Raw genomic sequence first — 22,203 nt, forward strand, 5'->3', positions numbered from 1 at the left:
CGCTATATGGACGCTATCAATCAGGGACAGCTTGAACTGGATGTTGATGATAGTTGGCAGCAAGGCCGCGCTACCTTTGGTGGATTGGTGGCGGCATTGGGCTTTCAGGCGTTGAGAGTGCGCGTTGATGCCAGTAAAGCGGCTCGTGCGGCGCAAATTGCTTTTGTTGGGCCGGTTGCGCCGGGCAAGGTTGAACTGCGTCCGCTGATCTTGCGTGAAGGAAAGTCGGTCGTGCAGGCGCAGTGCCATGTGTGTCAGAACGACGCGGTTATGGCGGTGGTATTGGTTAGCTTTGGCAGTGCACGCGAATCGCAATTGCAGGTGCCTGCCGAGCCGATGCCAGCGCTGAAGCCTTTTGCTGCCGCCCCATTGATGCCTTATATCGAGAATGTGGTGCCGCGCTTTGTGCAGCATTTTGACTTGGCATGGGCGGTCGGCGGCATGCCGTTTAGCAATAATGCCTCACTGCAAATGGGCGGTTGGGTGCGTTTTAAACAAGCGCCAGCGCGTTTGGATGAGGCTCACGTGTTATCGATGGTGGATGCATGGCCGCCGTCAGTATTGCCGATGTTGAAGGCGCCGGCTGCGGCGAGCTCGCTCACTTGGGCCATTGAGTTTGTCCAGCCCTTGGGTGAGGTGGCCGGTGATGCGCCTTGCGCTTATGTCGCAACCACTGAGCGCGCAACCGAAGGGTACGCTAACGCTTCGGCGCGGCTGTGGTCGGCGGATGGGCGCTTATTGGCACTCAGCCGTCAGTGCGTGACGGTGTTTGCTTAAGCTTAATTAGCTGAGCTCGCGCAGCACGGTCATTGGGCTTTGTTGGGTGATCTGTCGGGTTAGCCAGCTGCCGCAGAGGCTGATCAACAGCGCGCCCAACAGCACCAGCAGCAGTAACTCTGGATGCGGCGTCCAAGGCAGTCCCAGTAGGTGTTGATACAACAGCACGCTGATCAGCTCACAACCCAGTGCAGCCATCAAGCCAGCCAGTGCGCCCTGCAGGGCAAACTCTTGCCAGCGCGCGCGGCGCAGTAGGCGATTGCTGGCGCCTAGCGTGCGCAAAATGGCGCCTTGTTGTAGGCGCTCATCCAGCGTGCTGAGTAAGCCCGCCAGCAAAACCGTGACTCCTGCCAATAACACCAGCGCCAAAACCAGCTCTACGGCCAAGGTTACCTGCGCCAAAATACTGCGTAGTTGCGCGAGTAATGCGTCGATGGGCAGTAAGGTGATCGCCGGGTAGTCGCGGCTTAATGCCAGTAATGCTTGCAGGTTGTCTGCTGGGGCATGAAAGCTGGTTAAGTAGGTGAATGGCACCTCGGGCAGGCTGCCTGGGGCAAACACCATGTAGAAGTTGGGCTGCAGACTGCCCCAGTCCAGCTCGCGCAGGCTGCTGACCTGACTTTGTACCGTGCGGCCGGCAATATTAAATGTCAGTTGATCGCCCAGTTTGATCTTTAGCCGCTTAGCCAGATGACTCTCGACCGAGACGCCGATAAATTCGTCGTCTTGACTGGTTTGATCCCACCATTGGCCTTCGGTCAGGCGGTTGCCGCTGGGCAGCTCGGCGGCCCAAGTTAGGCTTAAATCGCGCTGTAAGGCGTTATCGCCAGGCTCATCTTTGCTGACGAGGGTGTTCACCGCTTGTTGATTGATCGCCACTAAGCGACCTGGGCTGACAGGGTAGAGCACCGGCGCTTCATGGCTGATCTGGCTGATTGCAGCGCTAAAGCTGTCGCGTTGCTCAGGCAGCACGTTGAGGGCAAAGTGATTGGGGGCGTTGTTGGGCAGCTGCGCTTGCCAGGTGTCCAATAATTCGTTGCGCAGCAATAACACTAAGCCCATGGCCATCAAAATCAGGGCAAAGGCAAGAATTTGCCCTGCGGCGCTGATCGGCTGGCGGAGCATCTGGCCGAGGCTTAAGCGCCAGCTCAAGTTGATGCGCCCCAGCAGCGCCCGCAGGCGCTTTAGTACCAGCAGAACCAACACGCCTAACACCAGCAAAAGCAGCAGGGTGCCGGCAAAAAGGCTAAGCGTCAGGGTTAAATCAAGGCTTAAACGCCACATCAATACGCCAATGGCGGCTAAGGCGCTGCCGTAGATCAGCCATGCGGAGGTGGGCAGTGGTTGCAAGTCGCGCCGCAGGACACGCAAAGGCGGCACGCGCCCCAACGCCAGTAGCGGCGGCAAGCTGAAGCCGGCTAGGGCGATCAAACCGGTGGCCATGGCGGTCAATGCCGGCTGTAAACCCACGTTGGGTAAGTCGGCCGGTAACAGTTGGCCCAAAGCTGCAATTAAGCCGATATGCAGCAGCGCCCCGAGCAAAGCGCCTAGGGCGCTGGCAAGAACGCCCAGCGTGGCCAGTTGCAAGCAAAACAATTGCAGTGTTTGCCGGCGGCTTAAGCCCATGCAGCGCATCAAAGCGGCTTCGTCGTAGCGGCGTAAGGCAAAGCGCGCGGCAGCGAGGGCCACGGCGACCCCGCATAACAGCAAGGCGGCCAAGCTGGCTAAGTTCAAGTAGCGCTCGGCGCGTTGTAACGCATTGCCGACTTGCGCATTGCCTTGGCGTGTATCCAGCCATTGCTGATGCGGGGCTAAGTAAGCTTCTTGCTCGCGCTGATAGGCGCGCAGTGTTTCTGCGTCGCCACTCCATAGCTCGCGATAGCGCAGTCGGCTGCCTGGTTGGATCAGGCCAGTGCTTTGCAGGTCAGCAAGATTGATCAGTAAGCGTGGCGACAGGCTGTAAAAGTCGCCAGCGCGATCGGGTTCGTAGGTCAGTAATCGGGTGACTTTTACTGTGGCGTAACCCACATCCACACTGTCATTGAGCTTGATGCCCAGTGCATGCAAAAGACGTGGCTCGGCCCACGCTTCGCCGATACCGGGGCCATGCTGAGCAGGCAGATCAGGCGCTTCTAAGTTGGCCTTGCTACGTAACTGGCCACGCAGCGGATACTGGTCATCCACGGCCTTGATGCTGGATAGCTGCAGGCCGTCATTGCCGGCAATCACACTGGCAAATTCCACCGTTTGTGCATGCTTGAGGCCAAGTCGTCGTCCCGCTTTGATTTGCTTCTCGCTCGCTGGGGCGGTGCCACTGAGCACTATGTCGGCGCCGAGAAATTCCGCCGCTTTATTCAGCATGCCAGCGGCTAAGCGGGTGTTGAGATAGCCAATAGCGGCGCTGGTCATCACTGCAATCACCAAGGCGGCCAGCAGGACTTGGAGTTCGCTGGCGCGGATCTCACGACCTAAAAGGCGCAGGGCTAAGCGAAACAGGGCAAAGGTCGGCATGTTTAATGCTCCAACACGCTGCTACCAGCTTCTAGCTGTAAATGTTGGCTACAGCGCTCGGCTAAACGCTGCTCGTGGGTGACCAGTACTAAGGTGGTGCCGGCTTCGGCATTGAGGTTAAACAACAGGTCGATGATGTGTGCGCCGGTCTTGGTGTCCAGATTGCCGGTGGGCTCATCGGCAAATAAAATCGCCGGCTTGCTGGCGAAGGCGCGGGCGAGGGCGACACGCTGTTGCTCGCCGCCTGATAGCTGTCTGGGGTAGTGGTTGAGACGTGCCGCTAGTCCCACGCGATCTAACAACTGCGCCGCCTCAGCGCGGGCACTTTTGCCGCTTTGGCCGGCCAGCTCCAAGGGCAGCATGACGTTCTCGACGGCAGTTAAACTGGGTAGTAGTTGGAATGATTGAAAAACAAAGCCAACCATTTGTGCGCGTAAGGCGGCGCGTTGATCTTCATTCAGTAGGTTGAGGTTTTTGCCGGCGATCAATACTTCGCCGTGACTGGGCAAATCTAATCCGGCCAGCAGGCCCAGGAGGGTGGATTTGCCAGAGCCCGAGCTGCCCACGATCGCTAAGCTTTCACCGCGCGCCAAGGCCACGCTGACATTGTTGAGGATGTGCAGCTGTGCTTCCTCGGTGCGAACCACTTTGCTAAGGTTGCGCGCGATTAACAGACTCTCGCTCATGGGACATCCTTATGTTGACTCGGCTGGCAGCGCTATTGCTGTGCATGATGATTTGGCTTGCGCCGGTGCAAGCGGCAACGCTGTTGGTAGTGGGCGATAGTATCAGTGCAGGTTTTGGGGTGGAAATCGAACAAGGCTGGGTCGCCTTGCTTGATAAGCGCCTTAAAGAGCGCCAGCTTGATGTCAGCGTAGTGAATGCCTCAATCAGTGGGGATACCAGTGCGGGCGCTTTGGCGCGCTTGCCGGCGCTGTTGGATGCCCACAAACCCAAGTGGCTGGTGTTGGAAATCGGCGGCAATGATGGCTTGCGCGGCCAGCCGCCGGCGCAGTTACAAGCCAACCTGCAGCGCATCGTGGAGCTGTCACAGGCTGCCGGCGCGCAAGTGGTGTTGCTGGGTATGCAAATCCCGCCCAACTATGGCCCGATCTATAACCAAGCGTTTGTCGCCACTTTTAAACAGGTTGCCGAAGCCAACCAGTTACCGTGGATGCCCTTCTTTCTTGAGGGGGTGGGTGGCAATAACGCGCTGATGCAAGGCGATGGTATTCACCCCAACGCACAAGCGCAGCCTTTGTTGCTGGACAATGCTTGGTCGGTGCTGGCGCCATTATTGGATGTAGCTAAACCGTGAAGTTGGCGCTGTTGCAGGGCTACCGGGTTCTGCTTAATGACGAACAGTTGGATATTTTCGCTTGCCGCTCCGGTCACTGGCATCTGCTCAGAGCGCAATTAGAGCTGGATGCGCCAGTGGATCGCACGGTTTGTGGCACCTTAGTGCCGTCTTGGCCGCGTTGGCGTGCATTGCAAGCCGATGATTTGCGCGCGCCGCAGTTGTGCCCTCAGTGCCGTCAGCTGATTAGCGCATCGCGCAAGCAGTCTTTATCGCTTGTAGCGCGGCAATGATACAATCGTGCCAACTTTTATCCTTTGCTGAGACCTTAGCATGCGTCTGAGTCGTACCGTGTTGGCCGTGACGGGCACCTTGTTGTCTGCGCTGGCTGTAGCTGTTGAATACCCCTTGCCGCCGGAAGGTGAAGACATCATCGGTCAAGAGCAGGTCATTACTGCAGTCCATGAAGATACCTTTGCCGATCTGGGTGACAAATACAGTCTGGGCTATTTGGAAATGGTTGCCGCCAACCCCGGGGTTGATGCGTGGCTGCCCAAAGAGGGCACCCAGATCACCTTGCCAACCCGTTATGTGCTGCCCTCTGGCCCACGTGAAGGCGTGGTGATCAATCTGGCAGAGTACCGCTTGTACTATTTCCCCAAAGGGAAAAACGTTGTGCACACCTGGGCGGTCGGGATTGGTCGCGAAGGTTGGGGCTCGCCTGTATCAAGCACCACCATTGTGAGTAAAACCGCCAATCCAGGCTGGTCGCCACCTAAGTCGATCCTAAAAGAGCATTTAGAGAACGGCGATCCATTGCCTGCTTACGTGCCACCAGGGCCTAACAACCCGCTAGGCACGCGCAAAATGAACTTGGGTATTGGCAGTGGCTCGTACTTGATTCATGGCACCAGCAAGAAGTTTGGCATCGGCATGCGCGTTAGCCACGGCTGCTTCCGCATGATGAACCATGATGTCGAACGCTTCTTCGCCATGGTGCCGGTGGGCACTAAGGTGCGCATCGTTAACGAGCCGTACAAGTTTGGCCTTAGCGGTGGCAAGGTTTATCTGGAGGCTCATGCGCCAATCGACGATAACGGGCAACCCTCGATCGTTGATCGCCACGCGGCGGTGATCAATACCTTGATTAAGCGCGATGACTTAGTGGGGCAAGTTAGCTTGGACTGGGATGCCGTTCGCGGCGTAGTTGGCGATGAGCGTGGCATGCCGGTGGTGATCGCCGAGCCGGGTCAGCAAATTGGCCAAAACGACACTGCACCGCTGGAGACTTTTTAATGCATAAGCTGCTCGGCCTTGCGCTCGCACTAAGCCCTCTTGCCGTGCTCGCGGCAGAGCCTGTCAAAGAGCCTGCGAAAGCGTGTCGCATGTTAATGGGCGCGAGCAGCTTACAGGCCCCCATGTTGTGGTCTGATAAAGAAAAACCCAGCAAGTTGCATGGTTTGGTGCGTGAGGTGCAATCAGCCTTAGCGGCTGAACTGAAGCGCGATATTCGCTTGCAAACCGATTCGGCCGAATCGGTGGCCTTGGTGGAGGCGGCAACCGGGCGCAGCGACGTGTTGTTTGGTGTGCGTCGTGAGCGTGAACAGCTGGGGCAGTTCGATATCATCGAGCCAGAATTGCTGCGCCTGTCTTACCGTTTATGGATGCTGCCGCAGCAAGTGCCTGTCGAGCCTGAATTGGCTCCGGAGGTGCAAGTCGATGTCGACGAGGCTCAAGGCGTTGTTGAGAGTGAGGCTGATGCGCCCAGCGAAGCGGCTGTGGCGGCTGTAGTGGCTGTAGCGGATGAAGCAAACGTAGATGTTGCCGCTGCACCCGCTGCTGCAAATTCATCGGTTACTCCAGAGCCCGCGGTCACCTATAAGCAGAAAAAGCCCAAGATCAAAGATTGGCGCGATCTGCGCGGCTTAACCGGTGTTATTCCCAAGGGCAGTGCGGTCAGTGACGAGTTTGATCGCTTCGCTAAGAGCAAGCTGACACTGACTGAAGTCGATAGCACGCTTGCGGCATTGCAACTGCTCGATAGCGGCGAAGCCGATTACGCGGTGTTGGAGTACAACAACGTGGTGCTCGCCGACAGTCAATTTATTGCTCAATCACCTAAGCCCTTGCCTGTCGGGCCGGTGATTCATCGCGAAGGTTTGTACCTTGGCGTGTCGCATAATTCAGCCTGTAACAGCACGGACTTGCGTGCCGCTTTGGCGCAAAAACTGTACGACTGGCAGCAGGCCGGCACGCTGCAAGGTTGGCGCAAAGATGCGCGCGCGCTGTGGCAAATGCAGCATGGCTTGGTTGAGCCTCATCAGGCAGAGCCCGCCACTAGCATGGCGGTCGATAAGGCGAAAGAACCCGTCATCCAGCCGCCGGTGTCGAATCAGGATGACACCCCGCTGACACCGGTTGATGGCGAGCATATCGAGGAATGATCATGCACCGGCTCTTGCTATTAAGCATCACCCTCCTGCTGGCAGCGTGCAGTAGCTCACCGCAACCAACCGCCCAGTTAGCACTCAGTGAGGCGGCGGTGGCGCAAGCTCAGGCGGTGGGTAGCCATGCTGAGGATGAGTCGCTCGCGCAAGCCTTGCGCAAATTAGAGCTGGCCCACGCAGCCAATGCCAGCGGTGATTATTACAATGCGCGTTTGTTGTCTGAGCAAGCTGAGCTAGATGCTCGCTTGGCTGAGGCGCAAGCCTTGATAGCTAAGCAGCAGCAAATCAATCAGCGACTACAGCAGCGCATTGATGCGTTAGAGCAAGCATTGGAGCAGCGTCCATGAGTTTCCGTGTATCACTCGCGGTGGTGGGGCTGGGCGTGCTGCTGTCCGGTTGTGCACAAAGCCCATGGCAAGAGCAAAGCCAGCCGCTGGCTGCCGTATTGGCTGAGCGTCAAGCGGCGCAGCAAGAGCTTGAACGCAATCCACAAGCATTACAGGCGGCCCCCCGTGATGTCGTGCGGGCCAGCGAAGCCTTGATGCGCGCTGAACAGCTGTCTGGCCATGTGGGCGGTGAAGTAGAAGCCCGCCATTTTGCCTATTTAAGCGCCCGTTACAGCGCGTTGGCGTACAGCAAGGCGCAGCTGCTTGAGCTGGAGCGTGAGCAAACGTTGCTTGAGCGTCAGCGTGGGCAGTTGCACGTGAGTTTGCGCGCTGCTCGGCTGTCCAGTTGGCAGTCCGATGCCTTAGATGCGGCGTTAACCGCCAAGATGCAGCGCATCGGCGCGGAGCAAACCGATCAAGGCTGGCTGTTAACCTTAGATAGCAAAGCCGTGCAGGCCAATGGTGAGCTCAATGCTCATGGACAACGGAGCTTGCTACGTCTGGCGCAATTTTTAGAGTCCAACCCGCAGCGCCGTGTGCGCATTGCCGGTCACAGTGACAATCAAGGGCAAACCGAAAGTCTGCGCTTGCAAGGCAATCGTTACGCCCGCCAAGTCGCCGAAACGCTGCAGGCACTGGGTGTGTCCAGCAGTCGTTTGCAGGTGCTCAGCTATGCTGGGGATAAGCCCCGCGTGGCTAATCGCTCAAGTGCAGGCCAACAGTTAAACCGTCGTGTGGAGTTGTTGTTATCCGATGCGCAAGGGCATTTGCCTGCGCGTTAACCCAAGGTTGGTATGTCGCAGCGGCTGTGATGTGCGCCGCTGCGAAGCAGGGAGTCATGCATGAGTCAGTATTTTCATATCCACCCAGATAACCCGCAGCCGCGGCTTATCAAGCATGCGCTGGAGATTATCCATGCCGGTGGAGTGATCGCCTATCCGACCGACTCCTCTTATGCCTTGGGTTGTCACATGGGTGACAAAGCGGCGATTGAACGTATCCGCCGCATTCGCCAGCTGGATGACAAGCATAACTTCACCTTGGTTTGCGCCGATTTATCGGTGCTTGGCAGTTATGCACGGGTTGATAACAGCACTTTCCGTTTACTGAAAGCGCACACGCCTGGGCCGTACACCTTTATTTTGGACGCCAGTCGTGAGGTGCCGCGCATGTTGCTGCACCCTAAACGCCGCACTATCGGCCTGCGTGTGCCGGCCAATCCGATCGCCCAAGCGCTGCTGGCGCAGTTGGGTGAGCCGTTGATGAGTGTGACCTTGCAATTGCCGGGTGATGACTTGCCGTTGGTTGATCCCGAAGTGATTCGTGAGCGCCTACAAAAGCATATTGATCTGGTGATTGATGGCGGTCATGGCGGGGTCGAGGCCTCTACGGTTATTAGTTTGCTGGAAGGCCGCAGTGAGGTATTGCGGGTGGGTTGTGGTGATCCCGCGCCGTTCGGTCTTGATGATTAAGTGTGTGCTTGGCGGCAAACGATGACCGCGTACCCGCACATGGCTATAATCCCCGATCTTATTTTGGCTTTTTAAGGAGCCCCTTTTGAGTTCCGTTGACTCGCAGCGACGTGTGCTGTCCGGCATGCGCCCCACTGGCCGTTTACATTTGGGCCACTACCACGGTGTTTTGAAGAATTGGGTTCGCCTCCAGCACGAGTATGAATGCTTCTTCTTTATTGCTGATTGGCACGCACTGACCACCGGTTACGACGAGGTCAGCACCATCAGCCAAAGCGCCTGGGAGCTTGCGGTTGACTGGCTCGCAGCAGGGGTAAGCCCAAGTTCGGCCAATATCTTTATTCAGTCACAAGTCCCTGAGCACGCCGAACTGCATTTGTTGCTGTCGATGGTTTGTCCGCTGGGTTGGCTCGAACGCATGCCCACCTTTAAAGAGCAGCAAGAAAAGCTCAGCCACAAGGATCTCAACACCTACGGTTTCTTGGGTTATCCCTTGCTGCAGGCGGCCGATATTCTGATGTACCGCGCCGGCTTAGTGCCGGTGGGTGCTGATCAGGTGCCGCACATCGAGTTCTCGCGTGAAGTGGCGCGACGCTTTAATCATTTGTATGGCAAAGAGCCTGGCTTTGAAGAAAAGGCCGAGCAAGCGATACAAAAGATGGGCAAGAAAGCCGCCAAGCTGTTCAATAACTTACGTCGCGCTTACAACGAAAAAGGCGATGAAGAGGCGTTGGAAACCGCGCGTGCGCTGCTTAAAGAGCAGCAAAATATCACCATCGGTGATAAAGAGCGCTTGTTTGGTTACTTAGAAGGCGGCGGCAAGGTGATTTTGGCCGAGCCACAAGCCTTGCTTACCGAAGCCTCGAAAATGCCAGGCTTAGACGGCGCCAAGATGTCTAAGTCCTACGGCAACACGATTTCGCTGCGCGACACCACCGACGAAGTGGCGGAGAAGGTTAAGCGCATGCCGACTGACCCTGCGCGTGTGCGCCGCACTGACCCGGGTGATCCGGCTAAGTGTCCGGTGTATCAGATGCACGAAGTGTACTCCGATGCCAGTACCCGCGATTGGGTACAACAAGGCTGTAAGAGTGCGGGTATCGGTTGTCTTGAGTGCAAGCAACCGATCATTAACTGCATTCAGGCTGAGTTGAAGCCGATGCAAGAGCGCGCAGCTGAGTACGAAAGCAATCCCGATTTGGTGCGCAGTATCTTGGCTGACGGCGCCGATAAAGCCCGCGAAGCCGCCCGCGAGACGCTGATTGAAGTGCGTCACGCGATGGGCTTGAACTACCGCTAAGTGATGGCATGAGCGACACGCCAAACGATGCAACGCCTGCTGCCACCCTGCAGCAGGAGTTGCCGTTTGCCTTGGTTTACGGCCAAGAAGTCACACAAATCCCGCAAGATCTGTATATCCCGCCGGATGCTCTGGAGGTATTTCTCGAGGCGTTCGAGGGGCCGCTGGATTTATTGCTGTACCTGATTCGTAAGCAAAATATCGACATTCTCGACATCCCTGTGGCCGAAATCACTCGGCAATACATGAGCTATGTTGAGCTGATGAAAACCGCGCACTTAGAGCTGGCCGCCGAGTATTTGGTGATGGCCGCCATGTTGGCGGAGATTAAGTCGCGTATGTTGCTGCCGCGAAGCGGCGAGATCGACGAAGAAGAAGACGATCCACGCGCCGAGCTGATTCGCCGTCTGCAAGAATACGAACGCTATAAAAAGGCTGCTGAAGATATCGATCAGTGCCCCCGCGTTGGCCGTGACACCTATGTGCCGGTCGTTGCGGCGCCTGAGGCGCGAGCGCGCAAACTGTTGCCTGAGGTTGACCTGCAAGAGCTGATGCTGGCACTGGCGGAAGTACTGCACCGTGCCGATATGTTTGAAAGCCACCAAGTCACCCGCGAAGTGCTGTCTACCCGCGAGCGCATGAGTCAAATTCTGGAGCAGCTCAAAGGTCAGCATTTTTTACCTTTCGGGCGCTTGTTCACTGCCGAAGAAGGCCGTTTAGGCGTGGTGGTAACCTTTATGGCGCTCCTTGAGCTGGTCAAAGAGTCATTGGTTGAGCTGGTGCAAAATGAAGGCTTTGCCCCCATTCATGTGCGTGCGCGGAGCGAATAATGGATTTGAATGACACCGCCACCTTAGCCAGCCTGCTGGAAGCATTTTTGCTCGCCAGCGGTAAGCCGTTATCGCTGGAGCGTTTGGCTGACTTGTTTGAAGAGGGTGAGCGCCCAGACAGCAAACAAATCAAGGCCGCGCTGGCGCACTTAGATAAAAGCTGTAAAAAGCGTGCCTTTGAGCTTAAAGAGGTGGCCAGCGGTTACCGCCTGCAAATTCGCGATAGCTATGCACCGTGGGTGGGCCGTTTGTGGGAAGAAAAGCCGCAGCGTTATTCGCGCGCCTTTCTCGAAACCTTGGCCCTGATCGCTTACCGCCAGCCCATTACGCGTGGCGAAATTGAAGACATTCGCGGCGTCACAGTAAACAGCCAGATCATCAAAACCTTGCTCGAGCGGGATTGGATTCGTGTGGTGGGGCATCGTGATGTGCCGGGAAAACCGGCGATGCTGGCAACCACCCGCGCGTTTTTGGATTACTTCAACTTCTCAAGCCTTGATCAGTTACCGCCGCTGTCGGTGATCCGTGAGCTTGAGTTAGAACCTGAGTTGCCGTTGCAAGCCCCGCTAAGCGCCAAGGTCGTGGCGCCAGCAGTCGCTAACGCGGACGAAAGCCATGAGGAACCAGCCGACGCCGCGCACAAGCCGGCAGATAAAGACTTCCGCAGTCTTTTGGCTGAGTTAGACGCGATGGAGCAGGGCCTCAAAAGCGACTTTGATGATCTGCGCGAAGATGAGCAAGCGGATCAGGATGCGGGTCAGAGCGGCCATAGCAGCCCAGACGAACGCGACCCCTCGAGCGAATAACCTGCGACTACCTTGCACTTATTGATGTTGGTCAATAGGTGCTTGGGCTGTTTGTTTATAGAGTTACATACCCATAGGGGTATCAGTATATGAATGAGGTGCTCATGAGTAAGCAGGCAGTCGTAACCGCAGTGGTGCAATCGGGCTATCGCGTTGAAGTTAACGCGCGCGAGCATCGTTTTGTGATGGATCAGCCGGCTCAGGGCGGCGGTCAGGATGAAGGGCCAACGCCGTTAGAGTATGTGCTGGGCGCATTAGCCGGTTGTTTTGCCACGCTTGGGCGCATCATTGCCCATCAGCAAAAAATTACCCTACACGGTATGAGTATGCGCTTTGTCGGCGATTATGATCCCGCAGGTTTGCTAGGGCGTGACGAAAGCGTACGCCCTGGTTTTGCGCAGATTCGCGCCGAGGTGGACATCGATGCCGAGCTTGATCAAGCCGGCAAGCAAGCCTTGTTGGCCGCGATCGAGCGGCGGTGCCCGCTGGTCGATAACTTGCTGCATGGCACTGCGCTGGATGTGCAGTTAGCAGCACCGCCCGCTTAAGCGTTTTCGCTTAAAACCGGCCACTGCGCGACGATTTGTCCGTTGCGCACTGCGAGCAAGTCGCCAAATTGCAGCAGCACTGACTCACTTTGCCGTGGGCGTAAAAACACATGGTCATTGACCGCGAGCGCGCTGCGTTTTGACGCGTTGTAGAGCATCTGGTTGCTCGAATGACCGTACAGTGGATTGGCGGTTACCCCTTGTGGTTGCCAAGGGTCGGCGAGCCAATGGCCGCCATAGATGAAATGCGCTTGTTGCCACTGTGGGTCCCAAGCGGCTAAACCGCCGGCCAAGCGCTCAAGGCCTGGAATTTCGGTGTGCGGCAAGGTTTTTAAAATGGGCGCGGCGATAAAGGCGGCGGGCTTAAAGCCTTGCAGCGTCGCTAGATCAAAGTCACTGGGCAGTAATAGGCAGGAGCCAGCCGAGAGGTCATTGCAGGGGCTGTTGTCGCGGTGCAGGGCGATGGTCGGCGAACCTGCGCCGTTGAAAATGGGCTGTTGCGCGAGCTGGCTGGGTGCGTGTTGCTGGATCTGATCAATCGCTTGCCGATACAAAGCACAGGCTTGCTGATAGCTCTGCTCGCGTGTGCTGATCAAACTGGGCACTTTGCCCACGTGCGCGTCGTAGCCCATCAGGCCAGTTAGCGCGAGGTGCTGCGGATGGGCTTGGAAAATCGTCAACAGAGCGGTCAGTTGCTGGAGGTCACGAACACCGCCGCGGTGCAGGCCCACATCCAGCTCAATGGCGATGCGCAGCTTAGTGCTGTGCGCTTGGGCGATGGCCAGGTATTCCTGCAAACGCTCGGGCGTGTCGATCAGCCAAGTCAGTTGTTGCTCAGGATTAAACGCACTGCGTAACGGCCGCTGATAGAACTGTGCACACGCCTGCGCCGGCATAGGTTTACCCAGCAAGATATCGCTCTGGGCAAAACGTTCGGCGCTTTGACGCAAGAAGGGCCAATGAAAACTCATCAGGGCATTGCTGCCCGTGCGTTCGCGAATGTAGGCCAGCAGATCCAAGCTAGGTAATGACTTCTCCACTAAGCGCAAGGTGGCCTGTGGCTTGAGGATTTGCTTGAGCGCAGCGATGTTGTGATCCAGCGCGTCCAGATCAATCAGCAATTGCGGTTTGCCCGCACCTTGGCTACGCAGCATTTGGTTAAGGGTGCTAAAAGCGTTGGAGTAGGGGGCGCCGAGGTCGCTAGGCTTTAACCAAGCCGCAGCGCCCAAACCTGCAGCCCCTAGACCTAACAGTAAGTGGCGGCGCTTCATGCGGTGACTCCCAATAAGCTGCGCATATAAGGGGTGAGAAACTTTCCTTGCGGATCCAACGCTTGGCGCACGCGTAAGAACTCATTCCAGCGCGGGTACAGCGGCGCTAGCTCCTTAGCGCTCAAGCTATGCCATTTGCCCCAGTGCGGCCTGCCGCCATATTGGCGGAAGATCGGTTCGGCCAAGGCAAACAGCTCGCGGTAATCTTGCTGAGCATATTGATGGATGGAGATCGACACGCAGTCTTGGCCGTAGAACGGGCTAAGCCAAATGTCATCGGCCTTGACGAAGCGAAACTCCAACGGGAAAAACACCTGAATCGCGCTTTTACGCATGGCTTCAGTCAGCGCCTTGAAACAGGCAAAGCCCTGATCAAGGGGGAGCTGATACTCCATCTCGTTAAAGGCTGCCGTGCGTGGGGAGGGGAATATCTTCCACGCCGGTCCTACACGGGTGCTCTCTTCGACAAACACGCCGACCAGTTTCTGCAACGTGCTGTTTAGCCACGGCAGTTGTTTGGCGGTGTCGGCGGCAAATTCGAGAATTTCATTTTCATCAATACTGCTGCTGATCGGCGGGGTATCCGGCTCGTCGGTCAGCATTTGCCGTTTGATGATTGCCTTATCGCCATCAATAAAGCCCCAAAACTCAACGTGCCGATGTTGCAGTCGCTCGGCGGCGACCAGGCTTAACGCCTCCTCAAGGGTGGCCACTTGCACAGTTTCTTTGAGTTTATAAAGAGGTTAGTTTTGTAGCGTGATTTGGCTCATTACGCCGAGGCAGCCAAGTCCCACGCGCGCCGCATTAAATATTTCGCTGTGCTGTTGGGCGGAGCAGTCAAGGGCGATCCCATCAGCAGTTATCAGGCGAATATTGGTTACGTTGGCCGATAGGCAGGTTAGGTTACCGCCAGTGCCATGGGTGGCGGTGCTGATAGCCCCGCCGAGTGACTGCACATTGATATCCGGCTCATTAATCAGCGACTGCCCGGCAGCAGCGGCTAAGGCACTGACCTGCGCCAGCCGTGAGCCGGCCCAGTAGGTGCCTTGATGGCGTGCGGTGTCATGACTAACCGCACCGTTGAGTGCTTCCAGTGATAACAAGGTGTCATCAGACGGCACTAGCGCGCTGAATGAATGGGAGCCGCCGACCACGCGCAGTTGTTTGGCTGCCCTGACCACCTCGCTGATATGTGCTTCATCGCTGGCATAGATGAACTGTGCGGGGCTGGCCGATTGGTTGCCCGACCAATTGCCCCACTCGGCGGCATAGGCGCAATAGGCGGGCAGGCCAACGGCGCTGCCGGCGGCGAGGGTGCTCAAGTGTTGCAGCAGGTGACGTCGGGTCAGGGCAGGCATTGTTATTCTCGTGCAATAAGCTGACAGATGGTCAGGTTATGCTCGGTGTGGTCTAGATACAAGCAAACTTGTGGTCAGTCAGGCATCATCAGCGACCATTAAGCCTCTAAACCACAGCAGGGGAAGCCATGGCCAGTGTGGATAATGCAGAAGTCAGCGCCGGACTAAGGATCAGTCCGCGCCAACAACGAGCGCACGAGAAGATCGAGCGCATTCTCGATGCCCTTGCGCAGCTGTTACAAACGGAAGAGGTGGCCGCCCTCAGCGTGGCCTCGATCGCCCGTGCGGCGGGTTTGCCGGCGCCCACGCTGTATCACTATTTTCCGGATAAATTGTCGGTGTTGATGGCACTGGCCGAGCGCACCGCGCAACGGGTTGATAGCTTGGCCGAACAAGCATTGGCACCGCTGGCGGCGCAGGCCGAGCCGCAGGTTGATTGTCGTCAACTGGTGCAGACGATCTACCGCAGTTACCGCAGTGAGCCAGGCTATGTGCAGGTGTTGCGCGCCTGTCACAGCTCGCAAGAGCTCAAGCACATCGCCGAGCAATCCAACCAGCGCATGGCCGATGTCTTGGTGCAGGTGTTTGCCGGACGACTGCCTGAGTCGGCGCGTTCTGCCGTCAGGCGTATCGCCTTGATGCTGTCGCAGAGCTGTCAGGCGCACTTAGACATGGCGCTTGAGCAGTCAGATGAACGCGAAGCGTTGGCTATTGTCGATGAGGCAGGGCACATGATTGATGTGCTGTATCAGCATTACCGCGCGCATTATCTAGCGGACTAAGACAAACCTACAGGCCGTGCTGGGGCGCTTGCTACAATGGCGCGCTTATTCAGATGGAGATTGCGATGGACGCCATTGCCGCGTTAACCAGCCGAAGCTCTTCGGCCAAGTTATGTGCCCCCGCGCCGAGCGAAGCGCATTTTGAGCTGATTGCGCAAGCGATGTTGCGTGCTCCTGATCATGGCCTGCTGCGCCCTTGGCGCTATTTGCGTATTGAGGGTGATGGTTTAAAGGCGCTGGGTGAGGTGTTTGCCAGCGCCATGCGCCAGCGTGATCCCCATTTGAGCGATGAGGCGCTGCAACGCTTTCACAACATGCCGTTGCGTGCGCCGTTGCTAGTCGTCGGCATTGCTTGCTTGCAGGCACACCCTAAGGTGCCCGAACACGAGCAGTTATTGTCCGCTGGTTGTGGTTTGCACGCTGCTCTTTTAGCCGCGCACGCCCTAGGCTATGGCGGGATTTGGCGCACCGGTGATCTGGCTGAAGATGCATACGTGCGACAGGCGCTGGGGCTAGCCAGTAACGAGCGCATCAGTGGTTTTTTATATTTAGGTTCACTCGACGGTGAATTACGTATCAAACCAACGCCAGAGGTAACGGTGCATGTAACGCGCTGGCCACTGCAGTCGTAACGATTGTTTATTCCAGTGGCAGGGTTAAGGTGGCTTCAAATCCGCCTTGCGGATGATTGCTCAGTTGCAAGCTGCCGCGATGTCGTTGGGCAATGCGGCGACAAATAGCCAGGCCAAGACCGTAGCCTGCCTCGGTTTGATTGGGCGCGCGGGTAAATGGCTGGCCGAGTTTGTCGATCAGCTCAAGCGGCGCGCCGGGGCCGTGATCGCGGACTCGGACGACGCACGTGCGGCCTTGCAGAGTGACGCTGAGTTCAATCGCCGTGTTGGCAGGACTAAAGCGCTGCGCGTTGCGCACTAAGTTGTCGAGTGCGCGGTCGAGCAAGCCGGGCCAGCTGGGCACCGTGATGGGCTGGTTCGGTAAGTGCACGGTGAGCGGGCTTTCTGGGTAGCGCTCGACAATGCTGTGCACGACTTGCTGCACATTACAGGCTTGTGCAGGGCCGAGTGGAGCATCTTGCCGCGCCAATTCCAGAATTTCGCTAATCAGCTGATCGAGCCGGCTACATTCACGCTCAATGCGCGTGTTTAGGCTTACCAGCTCTTGATTGTGCGCGCCGTGTTTTTCATGCAATGCCAACAACACACGTAAGCGCGCCAAGGGTGAGCGCAATTCGTGTGAAACATCGCGCAGTAACTGACGTTGATTGCTCAATGCGTCTTGCAGATGGCTAGCCATGCCACTGAAGTCGCGCGCCAACACCCCCAGCTCATCTTGGCGGCGTCCGAGCTTGGCTAACTCCTCAGGCTGGAAGCGACTATTAGCCAAGGTGTTGACCGAGCGTTGCAATTGCAACAACGGCCGAGTGAGATAAAGGCTGAGCGGCACGCTGACCAGTGTTAGCGCGAGCAAGGCGCTGAGCACTATCACAATGTTGCCGTACCAGGTTTCCACCAGCCATTGATGCATGGCGGGCCGTGGTAAACGAAACACGAATAAATATTGCTCGCCGCGGCTAGAAACCCAGTGCTGATTGAGTGCGACCAGTCGTGGTGGAAGATGCCGTTCGCCCAGCGGTGCTAAGCGTTCAGCCCGCGCGGCACTGCGTGCAATTCGATCGGGTAGGCCGTTGAACAACAACTGGCCTTGCTCGTCATACACCTGCAAAAAGATAAAGAACCGCTCACGGCGCTGGCTGGCCAGATGTTGCGCGGCTTTGGGGCCTTGCTGTTCGTAGAGTTGGCTCCAGCGCTCGGCGTAATCGCTTAAGCCGGGGTGAAAGGCAAACAGCCAACGTTCTTCAAGGCTTAAGCGCGAGATACCAAAGGTGAAGCTGGCCACCAAAACGGTGGCCAGCAACAAACTGGCAAGTACTTTCCAGAACAGCGAGCGCATGCTTACTCGTCGTCGCGCTCGGCACGACGCTCATCGCGCTTAGCTTTGCGTTCTTCCATCATGGCTTTGCGCTTTTCATGCATTTGGTCGAACTTGGCGCGTTGTTCGTCATTAAGAATGCTGCGTACTTCTAAGCGGCCGGCTTCCATATGCTTCTTCACGATCTCGCGCACTTGGTTGCGCTGCTCTTCACTGAGGTTCAGCTCTTTGGCCATGTGCTTCATGTGATCACGCTTGCCTTCGCCTTCTTGGGCAAAGGCTGCCAGTGGCAGAAGTGCGGCGATGGTGATAGCGGTCAGGATCTTTTTCATGGTGCTCTCCGAGTAAGGTCGATAGCGCGATGTGCGCAGCCGGTGTGTTGTCCGGATGTGTGCAGTTTGCCAAACGCTCGGTAAATGCGGGTTAGGCCAAGGTAAAGGTTAGGTAAAGATCGCTTTACGCGACGTAACGATAGCCACGCCCGCGGATAGATTGCAGACGGGGCTGGCCGTCGGCGTTGGGCCCCAGTTTCTTGCGTAAATTGCTGATGTGTACATCAAGGCTGCGGTCATACGGCATCAAACGTTTGCCCAGCACGCGCTCGCTTAAGACTTCTTTGCTGCACAGCTCACCGGCGGGGCTCAGCAATATGCCCAATAGATCGCTCTCGGTGGGGGTTAGCTCGATCTCGTGCTCGCCGATCAGAACCAGTCCGCGCTGGCTGATTAGGGTTAAATCGCCGCAATGCAGATTAGCCTTGGCGCCGGTGCCTAATTGTGTAGGCGTGTTGCTTTGGCTGCGACGCAGCACGGCTTTAAGCCTGGCGGAAAGCTCGCGGGGGTCGCAAGGCTTGGGCAAGTAGTCATCGGCGCCCAACTCTAAACCTAAGATGCGATCCAGTGGCTCGCCGCGCGCCGATAGCATCACCACGGGGACGCTAACCTGTTGTTGGCGCAGTTGTTTTAGCAGTTCTAGACCGTTGCCATCGGGCAGCATGACATCCAGTACTAGGGCATCAAAGGTTTGCTGGCTGACGACCGCGCGGGCATTGGCGCACGCATGGACGGCGCTCACACTAAAGCCGTCTTGGTTAAGCCATGTGCTGAGTAGCTCACACAGCTCAAGGTCGTCATCCACCAGCAGAATGTTGCTCATGCTTAGTTGAGCCAAGCCCCTTTGCTGGCTTTGTTGCCGCCTGAGCGCAACATCACCCCCAGCAGCAAGCTCAGTACAACGGTCAGCGCGCCCAAGGCGTACCAGGTTTGCTGGGTATTGAGCAGACCATTGTGTGGCGGTTGGTTTTCTTGCTCGTTCAGGCGTTGGCGCAGACGTTGGTTGTCATGCTGTACACGTTTGAGCTGTTGCTGCACGGCGTCAAATTCAGCGCTGGGCACGCCGGCCTGAGTGCTGACTTGGCTTTGTAGCGCACTGCGTTCTTGTTCACTGGCGGCGAGCTGCTCTTGCAGTGTGCCAATGGTTTCTTGCAGTTGTTGTACCTGCTGGCCGAGGGCTGCGGGTTCGTTCTGTTCAATAGACTGAGTTGGCTCGGTTTCGGCCAGCGCAGTGCTGGCAAAAACGGCCAGCGTGGTGCACAGCAGGATTTGGCGCATGCGGCGCTCCTTATTGTTTTGGCTGTGACAGGTGCGGCTTAGGGCAGCACTTTGATAAAGGGTTTAACGATGACGTTGGCATACACGCCGGCGCTAATGTAAGGGTCTGCATCGGCCCAAGCTTGCGCCGCTTGCAGCGAGTCGAACTCAGCGACAACTAAGCTGCCGGTAAAGCCTTCGCTACCTGGTTGGTTGCTATCAATGGCAGGGTGTGGCCCGGCCAGTATTAGGCGGCCTGCCTGTTGCAGCGCCTGCAAGCGCTCAAGGTGAGCAGGGCGAGCGCTCATGCGCTTTTCCAGTGATTGGCTAACGTCGGTAGCAATAACGGCGTAAAGCATGTCAGTCCTTATTATCTGCGGGCGCGTCTTGTGGAAGGTGGCGGCTAAGGTAAATGCCCTGCGCGACCATGAATAGAAGGGTTAAGCCTAGGCTGCCAAAGACTTTGAAGTCGACCCAGATGTCATGGAAGGTAAATGCCACGAACAAGTTGGCGCTGCCGGTAAACAGGAAAAAGCCAATCCAGGCCAGGTTAAGGCGAGTCCAAACCTCTTTGGGCAGCTCCAGTGCATGACCAAGCATGCGTTCAATAAGGGGCTTGTCACCAATGAAGTGGCTGCCGATAAAGGCTAAGGCAAACAACCAGTTAACCACCGGCGCCTTCCACTTAAGAAAGGTTTCGCTATGAAACATCAAAGTCATACCGCCAAACAGCAAGCAGGCTGCAAGGGTGAGCCACTGTCCTTTATCGAGTTTGCGCTGGGTGATCAGCAGCGTGCCGTAGACCACCACCGAACTGGCAATAAGCACCGCTGTGGCACTGTAAATACCGCCAAACTCAAAGGCCTGGCCGGCCAGTTCAACGCTGCGCGGATCCAGTTTGTAGGTGATGAAAAACAGAATCAGCGGAATAAAATCAATCAGTTGTTTCATGCGGGCACTGTGGTGGCGGGGCTTTGCGGCATAATAACAGACTCATTCGCCCCCGCTAGAGCCTCCTATGCTTGCTGATCTGCATTGCCACAGTACCGCTTCTGACGGCGCATTAACCCCGCAAGCCCTCGTTGCGCGGGCGGTTGAGCGTGGCGTATCGCTCTTGGCCTTAACCGATCACGACACTTTGGACGGCCTGCCCGCCGCGCGCACGGCTTGTGCCGAGCATGATTTGGCGTGGGTCAGTGGCGTGGAGCTGTCGTGTAACTGGAACGGGGTCACCGTACACGTGCTGGGGTATGACTTTGCCTTGGATGCCGCTCCGTTAACCCGCTTACTGGATGAGTTGCGCGAAGGTCGCTGGCAGCGTGCCGAGGAAATTGCCCGCCGCTTAGAGCGCAAAGGCATGCCTGATGCTTTTGCCGGTGCGCAAGCGATTCAGCAGCGCCAAGGCGAGAGTCGCAACGCCCCTGCGCGGCCGCACTTTGCGGATTTTTTAGTACAGCAAGGTTACGTGCGCGATCGCTCTGAGGCGTTTCGTAAGTGGTTGGGCGCCGGCAAGATTGGCGATGTTAAACAACATTGGCCCAGTTTGGAGCAGGGCGTGGCCACCCTGCGTGAGGCCAAAGCTTGGGTGAGCTTGGCGCACCCCATGCATTACGAGCTAACTCGCAGCAAACGCTACAAGCTGATTAGTGCGTTTGTAGAGGCAGGCGGGCAAGCTTTGGAGGTGGTTAATGGCCGGCAAGAGGACACGCAAATTGGCCAGTTGGCGATCCAATGCCGTGAGTTTGGTTTGCTGGCCTCGGCGGGGAGTGATTTTCATGCGCCTTGCCCGTGGAGCGAGCTGGGCGTGATGAAGCCACTGCCGCAAGACTTAAACTGCTTGCATGAGCGCTTTTCAAGCAAGGTTTAATTGGCTTGCCGGGCCTGTTGCAGACTGAGCGCGGCTTGCAAACGTTGACGCTCGTTGGCGTCGAAGTGTTGCTCCTCAAGTTGCGTTATTTGCACTTGCTGATCAGCCAGACTCAAGCCTTGGTTTTGTTCAATCTTCAGCCGCGCAGCCTGATAAGCCTGCAAGCGTGCTTGCCATTGCGCGCGGCGCTGATCCAGCGCTTCTAGTCTGGCCGTGGCTTGTGGACCGACCATCTCCATGCGCAGGGCGCGTAAGGCCCGACTATCACCCCCTTGCGCCTGCAGGGCTTGGCTTTGTCGGCGCAAGTCTTGATGTAGCTGTACGTTGAGCAGGGCTTGTAGTTCTTCTGGTTGTTGTAAGCGCAGTTGCTCGACCGCAGCGGCTTTGGCGTCAGCATCTAGGCTGTTGTCGTGCAACAGGCTGAGGCGCGCTAGCGTGAAGTCTTGATACAGCTGCTCTAAGCCAAATAGCGCTTGTTGTTGCTCGCGACTAAACCATTGGCTGCGCAGCTGTTGTAGGCGCTGTTCGCGTTCGCGCAGGGCCTGCAGACTGTTCTGCCGTGGAAAGTCCTGCTCTAAATGCGCCAGCGCCGCTTTATAAGCCAGATAGCTGTTTAATAAGTTAAGCGCTTGCGCCAACGCCGGCTGTTGCAGGTTGGCAGCAAGATGCTGCTCGAGTCTGGCGATACTGGCGCTTAACGGTTCTTCGCCTTGGGTGCTTAAAAAGTAATCAAATAGCCGGCGCAAATCTTCGCTGATGATCAGATTGCCCTGTGCATCGACGTGCAGCCGGCCATCGACCTCGGTGCCGCGCAGTGATGACACCGAGCGTGGCTGAGCAGTCCCGGCTGCGGCTTGGGTCGGTGGCTGAGAGGCGGTGCTGGCCAGAGGCAGCTCGACCGGGGATTCTGCGCCTGGTGATGCAAGCTCCATGGGGGCACTACGCCACAGCGCAGCAAAGAACAGCGCCACCGCTGCAAACGGCAGTAAAAGCAAAAACACTCGACGCATAGCCG

At 57.0% G+C, this 22,203-nt stretch carries 26 protein-coding genes and 1 pseudogene; 15 read left to right on the forward strand and 12 right to left on the reverse strand.

Going from position 1 to position 22,203, the window contains the following annotated elements; all coding sequences use genetic code 11:
* Positions 1 to 6: 6 nt before the first annotated feature.
* Positions 7 to 777, forward strand: coding sequence for a thioesterase family protein (locus MKI83_RS07085; RefSeq protein ID WP_241584434.1), 771 nt, complete (start codon positions 7 to 9; stop codon positions 775 to 777).
* 6 nt (positions 778 to 783) lie between these two features.
* Here the strand turns inward: MKI83_RS07085 and MKI83_RS07090 are convergent, their stop codons facing one another.
* Positions 784 to 3,288, reverse strand: a complete 2,505-nt coding sequence (locus MKI83_RS07090; RefSeq protein ID WP_241584437.1) for an ABC transporter permease — start codon at positions 3,286 to 3,288, stop codon at positions 784 to 786.
* Positions 3,289 to 3,290: 2 nt separating this feature from the next.
* Positions 3,291 to 3,974, reverse strand: a complete 684-nt coding sequence (locus MKI83_RS07095; RefSeq protein WP_241584439.1) for an ABC transporter ATP-binding protein — start codon at positions 3,972 to 3,974, stop codon at positions 3,291 to 3,293.
* An 11-nt stretch (positions 3,975 to 3,985) separates the two neighbouring features.
* On the opposite strand from MKI83_RS07095, the gene MKI83_RS07100 reads away from it, so the two are divergent.
* The 11 genes from MKI83_RS07100 (at position 3,986) to MKI83_RS07150 (ending at position 12,374) form a co-directional block, all read left to right on the forward strand.
* On the forward strand, positions 3,986 to 4,606 hold the full coding sequence (locus MKI83_RS07100) for an arylesterase (RefSeq protein WP_272493019.1): 621 nt from the start codon (positions 3,986 to 3,988) through the stop codon (positions 4,604 to 4,606).
* A complete protein-coding gene (locus tag MKI83_RS07105; protein ID WP_241584441.1) occupies positions 4,603 to 4,878 on the forward strand; it encodes a hypothetical protein in 276 nt (91 codons plus the stop codon). The genes MKI83_RS07100 and MKI83_RS07105 overlap by 4 nt, the downstream gene beginning before the upstream one ends.
* Positions 4,879 to 4,918: 40 nt before the next feature.
* A complete protein-coding gene (locus MKI83_RS07110) occupies positions 4,919 to 5,881 on the forward strand; it encodes a L,D-transpeptidase family protein (RefSeq protein WP_241584444.1) in 963 nt (320 codons plus the stop codon).
* Between the two features lie 122 nt (positions 5,882 to 6,003).
* The gene (locus MKI83_RS07115; RefSeq protein ID WP_241584445.1) at positions 6,004 to 7,029 is read left to right on the forward strand and encodes a substrate-binding periplasmic protein; all 1,026 of its coding nucleotides are present in this window, start codon (positions 6,004 to 6,006) and stop codon (positions 7,027 to 7,029) included.
* A gap of 2 nt (positions 7,030 to 7,031) precedes the next feature.
* Positions 7,032 to 7,379 carry a DUF4398 domain-containing protein gene (locus MKI83_RS07120; RefSeq protein ID WP_241584447.1) on the forward strand — a complete coding sequence of 116 codons (348 nt, stop codon included), beginning with the start codon at positions 7,032 to 7,034 and terminating at the stop codon, positions 7,377 to 7,379.
* Complete coding sequence (locus MKI83_RS07125; protein WP_241584448.1) at positions 7,376 to 8,200, forward strand: OmpA family protein; 825 nt, start codon at positions 7,376 to 7,378, stop codon at positions 8,198 to 8,200. The genes MKI83_RS07120 and MKI83_RS07125 overlap by 4 nt, the downstream gene beginning before the upstream one ends.
* A gap of 60 nt (positions 8,201 to 8,260) precedes the next feature.
* On the forward strand, positions 8,261 to 8,890 hold the full coding sequence (locus tag MKI83_RS07130) for an L-threonylcarbamoyladenylate synthase (protein WP_241584450.1): 630 nt from the start codon (positions 8,261 to 8,263) through the stop codon (positions 8,888 to 8,890).
* An 85-nt stretch (positions 8,891 to 8,975) separates the two neighbouring features.
* Positions 8,976 to 10,190: a tryptophan--tRNA ligase gene (locus tag MKI83_RS07135; RefSeq protein ID WP_241584454.1), complete on the forward strand. Its 1,215-nt coding sequence runs from the start codon at positions 8,976 to 8,978 to the stop codon at positions 10,188 to 10,190.
* 8 nt (positions 10,191 to 10,198) lie between these two features.
* Entirely contained in the window at positions 10,199 to 11,020 is an 822-nt protein-coding gene (locus MKI83_RS07140) for a segregation and condensation protein A (RefSeq protein ID WP_272493020.1), read from the forward strand.
* Entirely contained in the window at positions 11,020 to 11,826 is an 807-nt protein-coding gene (scpB, locus tag MKI83_RS07145; RefSeq protein WP_241584457.1) for an SMC-Scp complex subunit ScpB, read from the forward strand. Before MKI83_RS07140 ends, scpB begins: the two co-directional genes overlap by 1 nt.
* A gap of 104 nt (positions 11,827 to 11,930) precedes the next feature.
* Positions 11,931 to 12,374: an OsmC family protein gene (locus tag MKI83_RS07150; RefSeq protein ID WP_241584458.1), complete on the forward strand. Its 444-nt coding sequence runs from the start codon at positions 11,931 to 11,933 to the stop codon at positions 12,372 to 12,374.
* Here the strand turns inward: MKI83_RS07150 and MKI83_RS07155 are convergent.
* From MKI83_RS07155 to MKI83_RS07165, 3 genes and pseudogenes are all read right to left on the reverse strand, one after another.
* Positions 12,371 to 13,645: an alanine racemase gene (locus MKI83_RS07155; RefSeq protein WP_241584460.1), complete on the reverse strand. Its 1,275-nt coding sequence runs from the start codon at positions 13,643 to 13,645 to the stop codon at positions 12,371 to 12,373. The two genes, MKI83_RS07150 and MKI83_RS07155, sit on opposite strands and share 4 nt — an antisense overlap.
* Positions 13,642 to 14,376, reverse strand: a pseudogene (locus tag MKI83_RS07160) (D-arabinono-1,4-lactone oxidase); the annotation flags it as partial. The gene MKI83_RS07155 and the pseudogene MKI83_RS07160, both read right to left, overlap by 4 nt.
* Before the next feature lie 12 nt (positions 14,377 to 14,388).
* A complete protein-coding gene (locus MKI83_RS07165; protein ID WP_241584463.1) occupies positions 14,389 to 15,003 on the reverse strand; it encodes an FAD-binding protein in 615 nt (204 codons plus the stop codon).
* Positions 15,004 to 15,131: 128 nt separating this feature from the next.
* On the opposite strand from MKI83_RS07165, the gene MKI83_RS07170 reads away from it, so the two are divergent.
* Together MKI83_RS07170 and MKI83_RS07175 are read left to right on the forward strand one after the other, a co-directional pair.
* Positions 15,132 to 15,785: a TetR/AcrR family transcriptional regulator gene (locus tag MKI83_RS07170; protein WP_241584464.1), complete on the forward strand. Its 654-nt coding sequence runs from the start codon at positions 15,132 to 15,134 to the stop codon at positions 15,783 to 15,785.
* A gap of 65 nt (positions 15,786 to 15,850) precedes the next feature.
* Positions 15,851 to 16,417, forward strand: a complete 567-nt coding sequence (locus MKI83_RS07175; protein ID WP_241584465.1) for a nitroreductase family protein — start codon at positions 15,851 to 15,853, stop codon at positions 16,415 to 16,417.
* Positions 16,418 to 16,424: 7 nt separating this feature from the next.
* Here MKI83_RS07175 and MKI83_RS07180 read toward each other — a convergent pair whose 3' ends face one another.
* The 6 genes from MKI83_RS07180 to MKI83_RS07205 form a co-directional block, all read right to left on the reverse strand.
* Positions 16,425 to 17,753 (reverse strand): sensor histidine kinase, encoded by a 1,329-nt coding sequence (locus MKI83_RS07180; protein ID WP_241584467.1) that lies wholly within the window; start codon positions 17,751 to 17,753, stop codon positions 16,425 to 16,427.
* A gap of 2 nt (positions 17,754 to 17,755) precedes the next feature.
* On the reverse strand, positions 17,756 to 18,064 hold the full coding sequence (locus MKI83_RS07185; RefSeq protein ID WP_241584470.1) for a hypothetical protein: 309 nt from the start codon (positions 18,062 to 18,064) through the stop codon (positions 17,756 to 17,758).
* Positions 18,065 to 18,188: 124 nt separating this feature from the next.
* Positions 18,189 to 18,887 carry a response regulator transcription factor gene (locus MKI83_RS07190; protein ID WP_241584472.1) on the reverse strand — a complete coding sequence of 233 codons (699 nt, stop codon included), beginning with the start codon at positions 18,885 to 18,887 and terminating at the stop codon, positions 18,189 to 18,191.
* 2 nt (positions 18,888 to 18,889) lie between these two features.
* Positions 18,890 to 19,342: an SH3 domain-containing protein gene (locus tag MKI83_RS07195; RefSeq protein WP_241584474.1), complete on the reverse strand. Its 453-nt coding sequence runs from the start codon at positions 19,340 to 19,342 to the stop codon at positions 18,890 to 18,892.
* 38 nt (positions 19,343 to 19,380) lie between these two features.
* Complete coding sequence (locus MKI83_RS07200) at positions 19,381 to 19,680, reverse strand: YciI family protein (protein WP_241584476.1); 300 nt, start codon at positions 19,678 to 19,680, stop codon at positions 19,381 to 19,383.
* Position 19,681: 1 nt separating this feature from the next.
* Positions 19,682 to 20,272, reverse strand: coding sequence for a septation protein A (locus MKI83_RS07205; RefSeq protein WP_241584479.1), 591 nt, complete (start codon positions 20,270 to 20,272; stop codon positions 19,682 to 19,684).
* 67 nt (positions 20,273 to 20,339) lie between these two features.
* On the opposite strand from MKI83_RS07205, the gene MKI83_RS07210 reads away from it, so the two are divergent.
* On the forward strand, positions 20,340 to 21,188 hold the full coding sequence (locus MKI83_RS07210) for a PHP domain-containing protein (protein WP_241584481.1): 849 nt from the start codon (positions 20,340 to 20,342) through the stop codon (positions 21,186 to 21,188).
* Here the strand turns inward: MKI83_RS07210 and MKI83_RS07215 are convergent.
* On the reverse strand, positions 21,185 to 22,198 hold the full coding sequence (locus MKI83_RS07215) for a lipase secretion chaperone (protein ID WP_241584484.1): 1,014 nt from the start codon (positions 22,196 to 22,198) through the stop codon (positions 21,185 to 21,187). The two genes, MKI83_RS07210 and MKI83_RS07215, sit on opposite strands and share 4 nt — an antisense overlap.
* Positions 22,199 to 22,203 lie beyond the last annotated feature (5 nt).

It is taken from the genome of Atopomonas sediminilitoris, assembly GCF_022601735.1.
GTDB classification, from domain to species: domain Bacteria; phylum Pseudomonadota; class Gammaproteobacteria; order Pseudomonadales; family Pseudomonadaceae; genus Atopomonas; species Atopomonas sediminilitoris.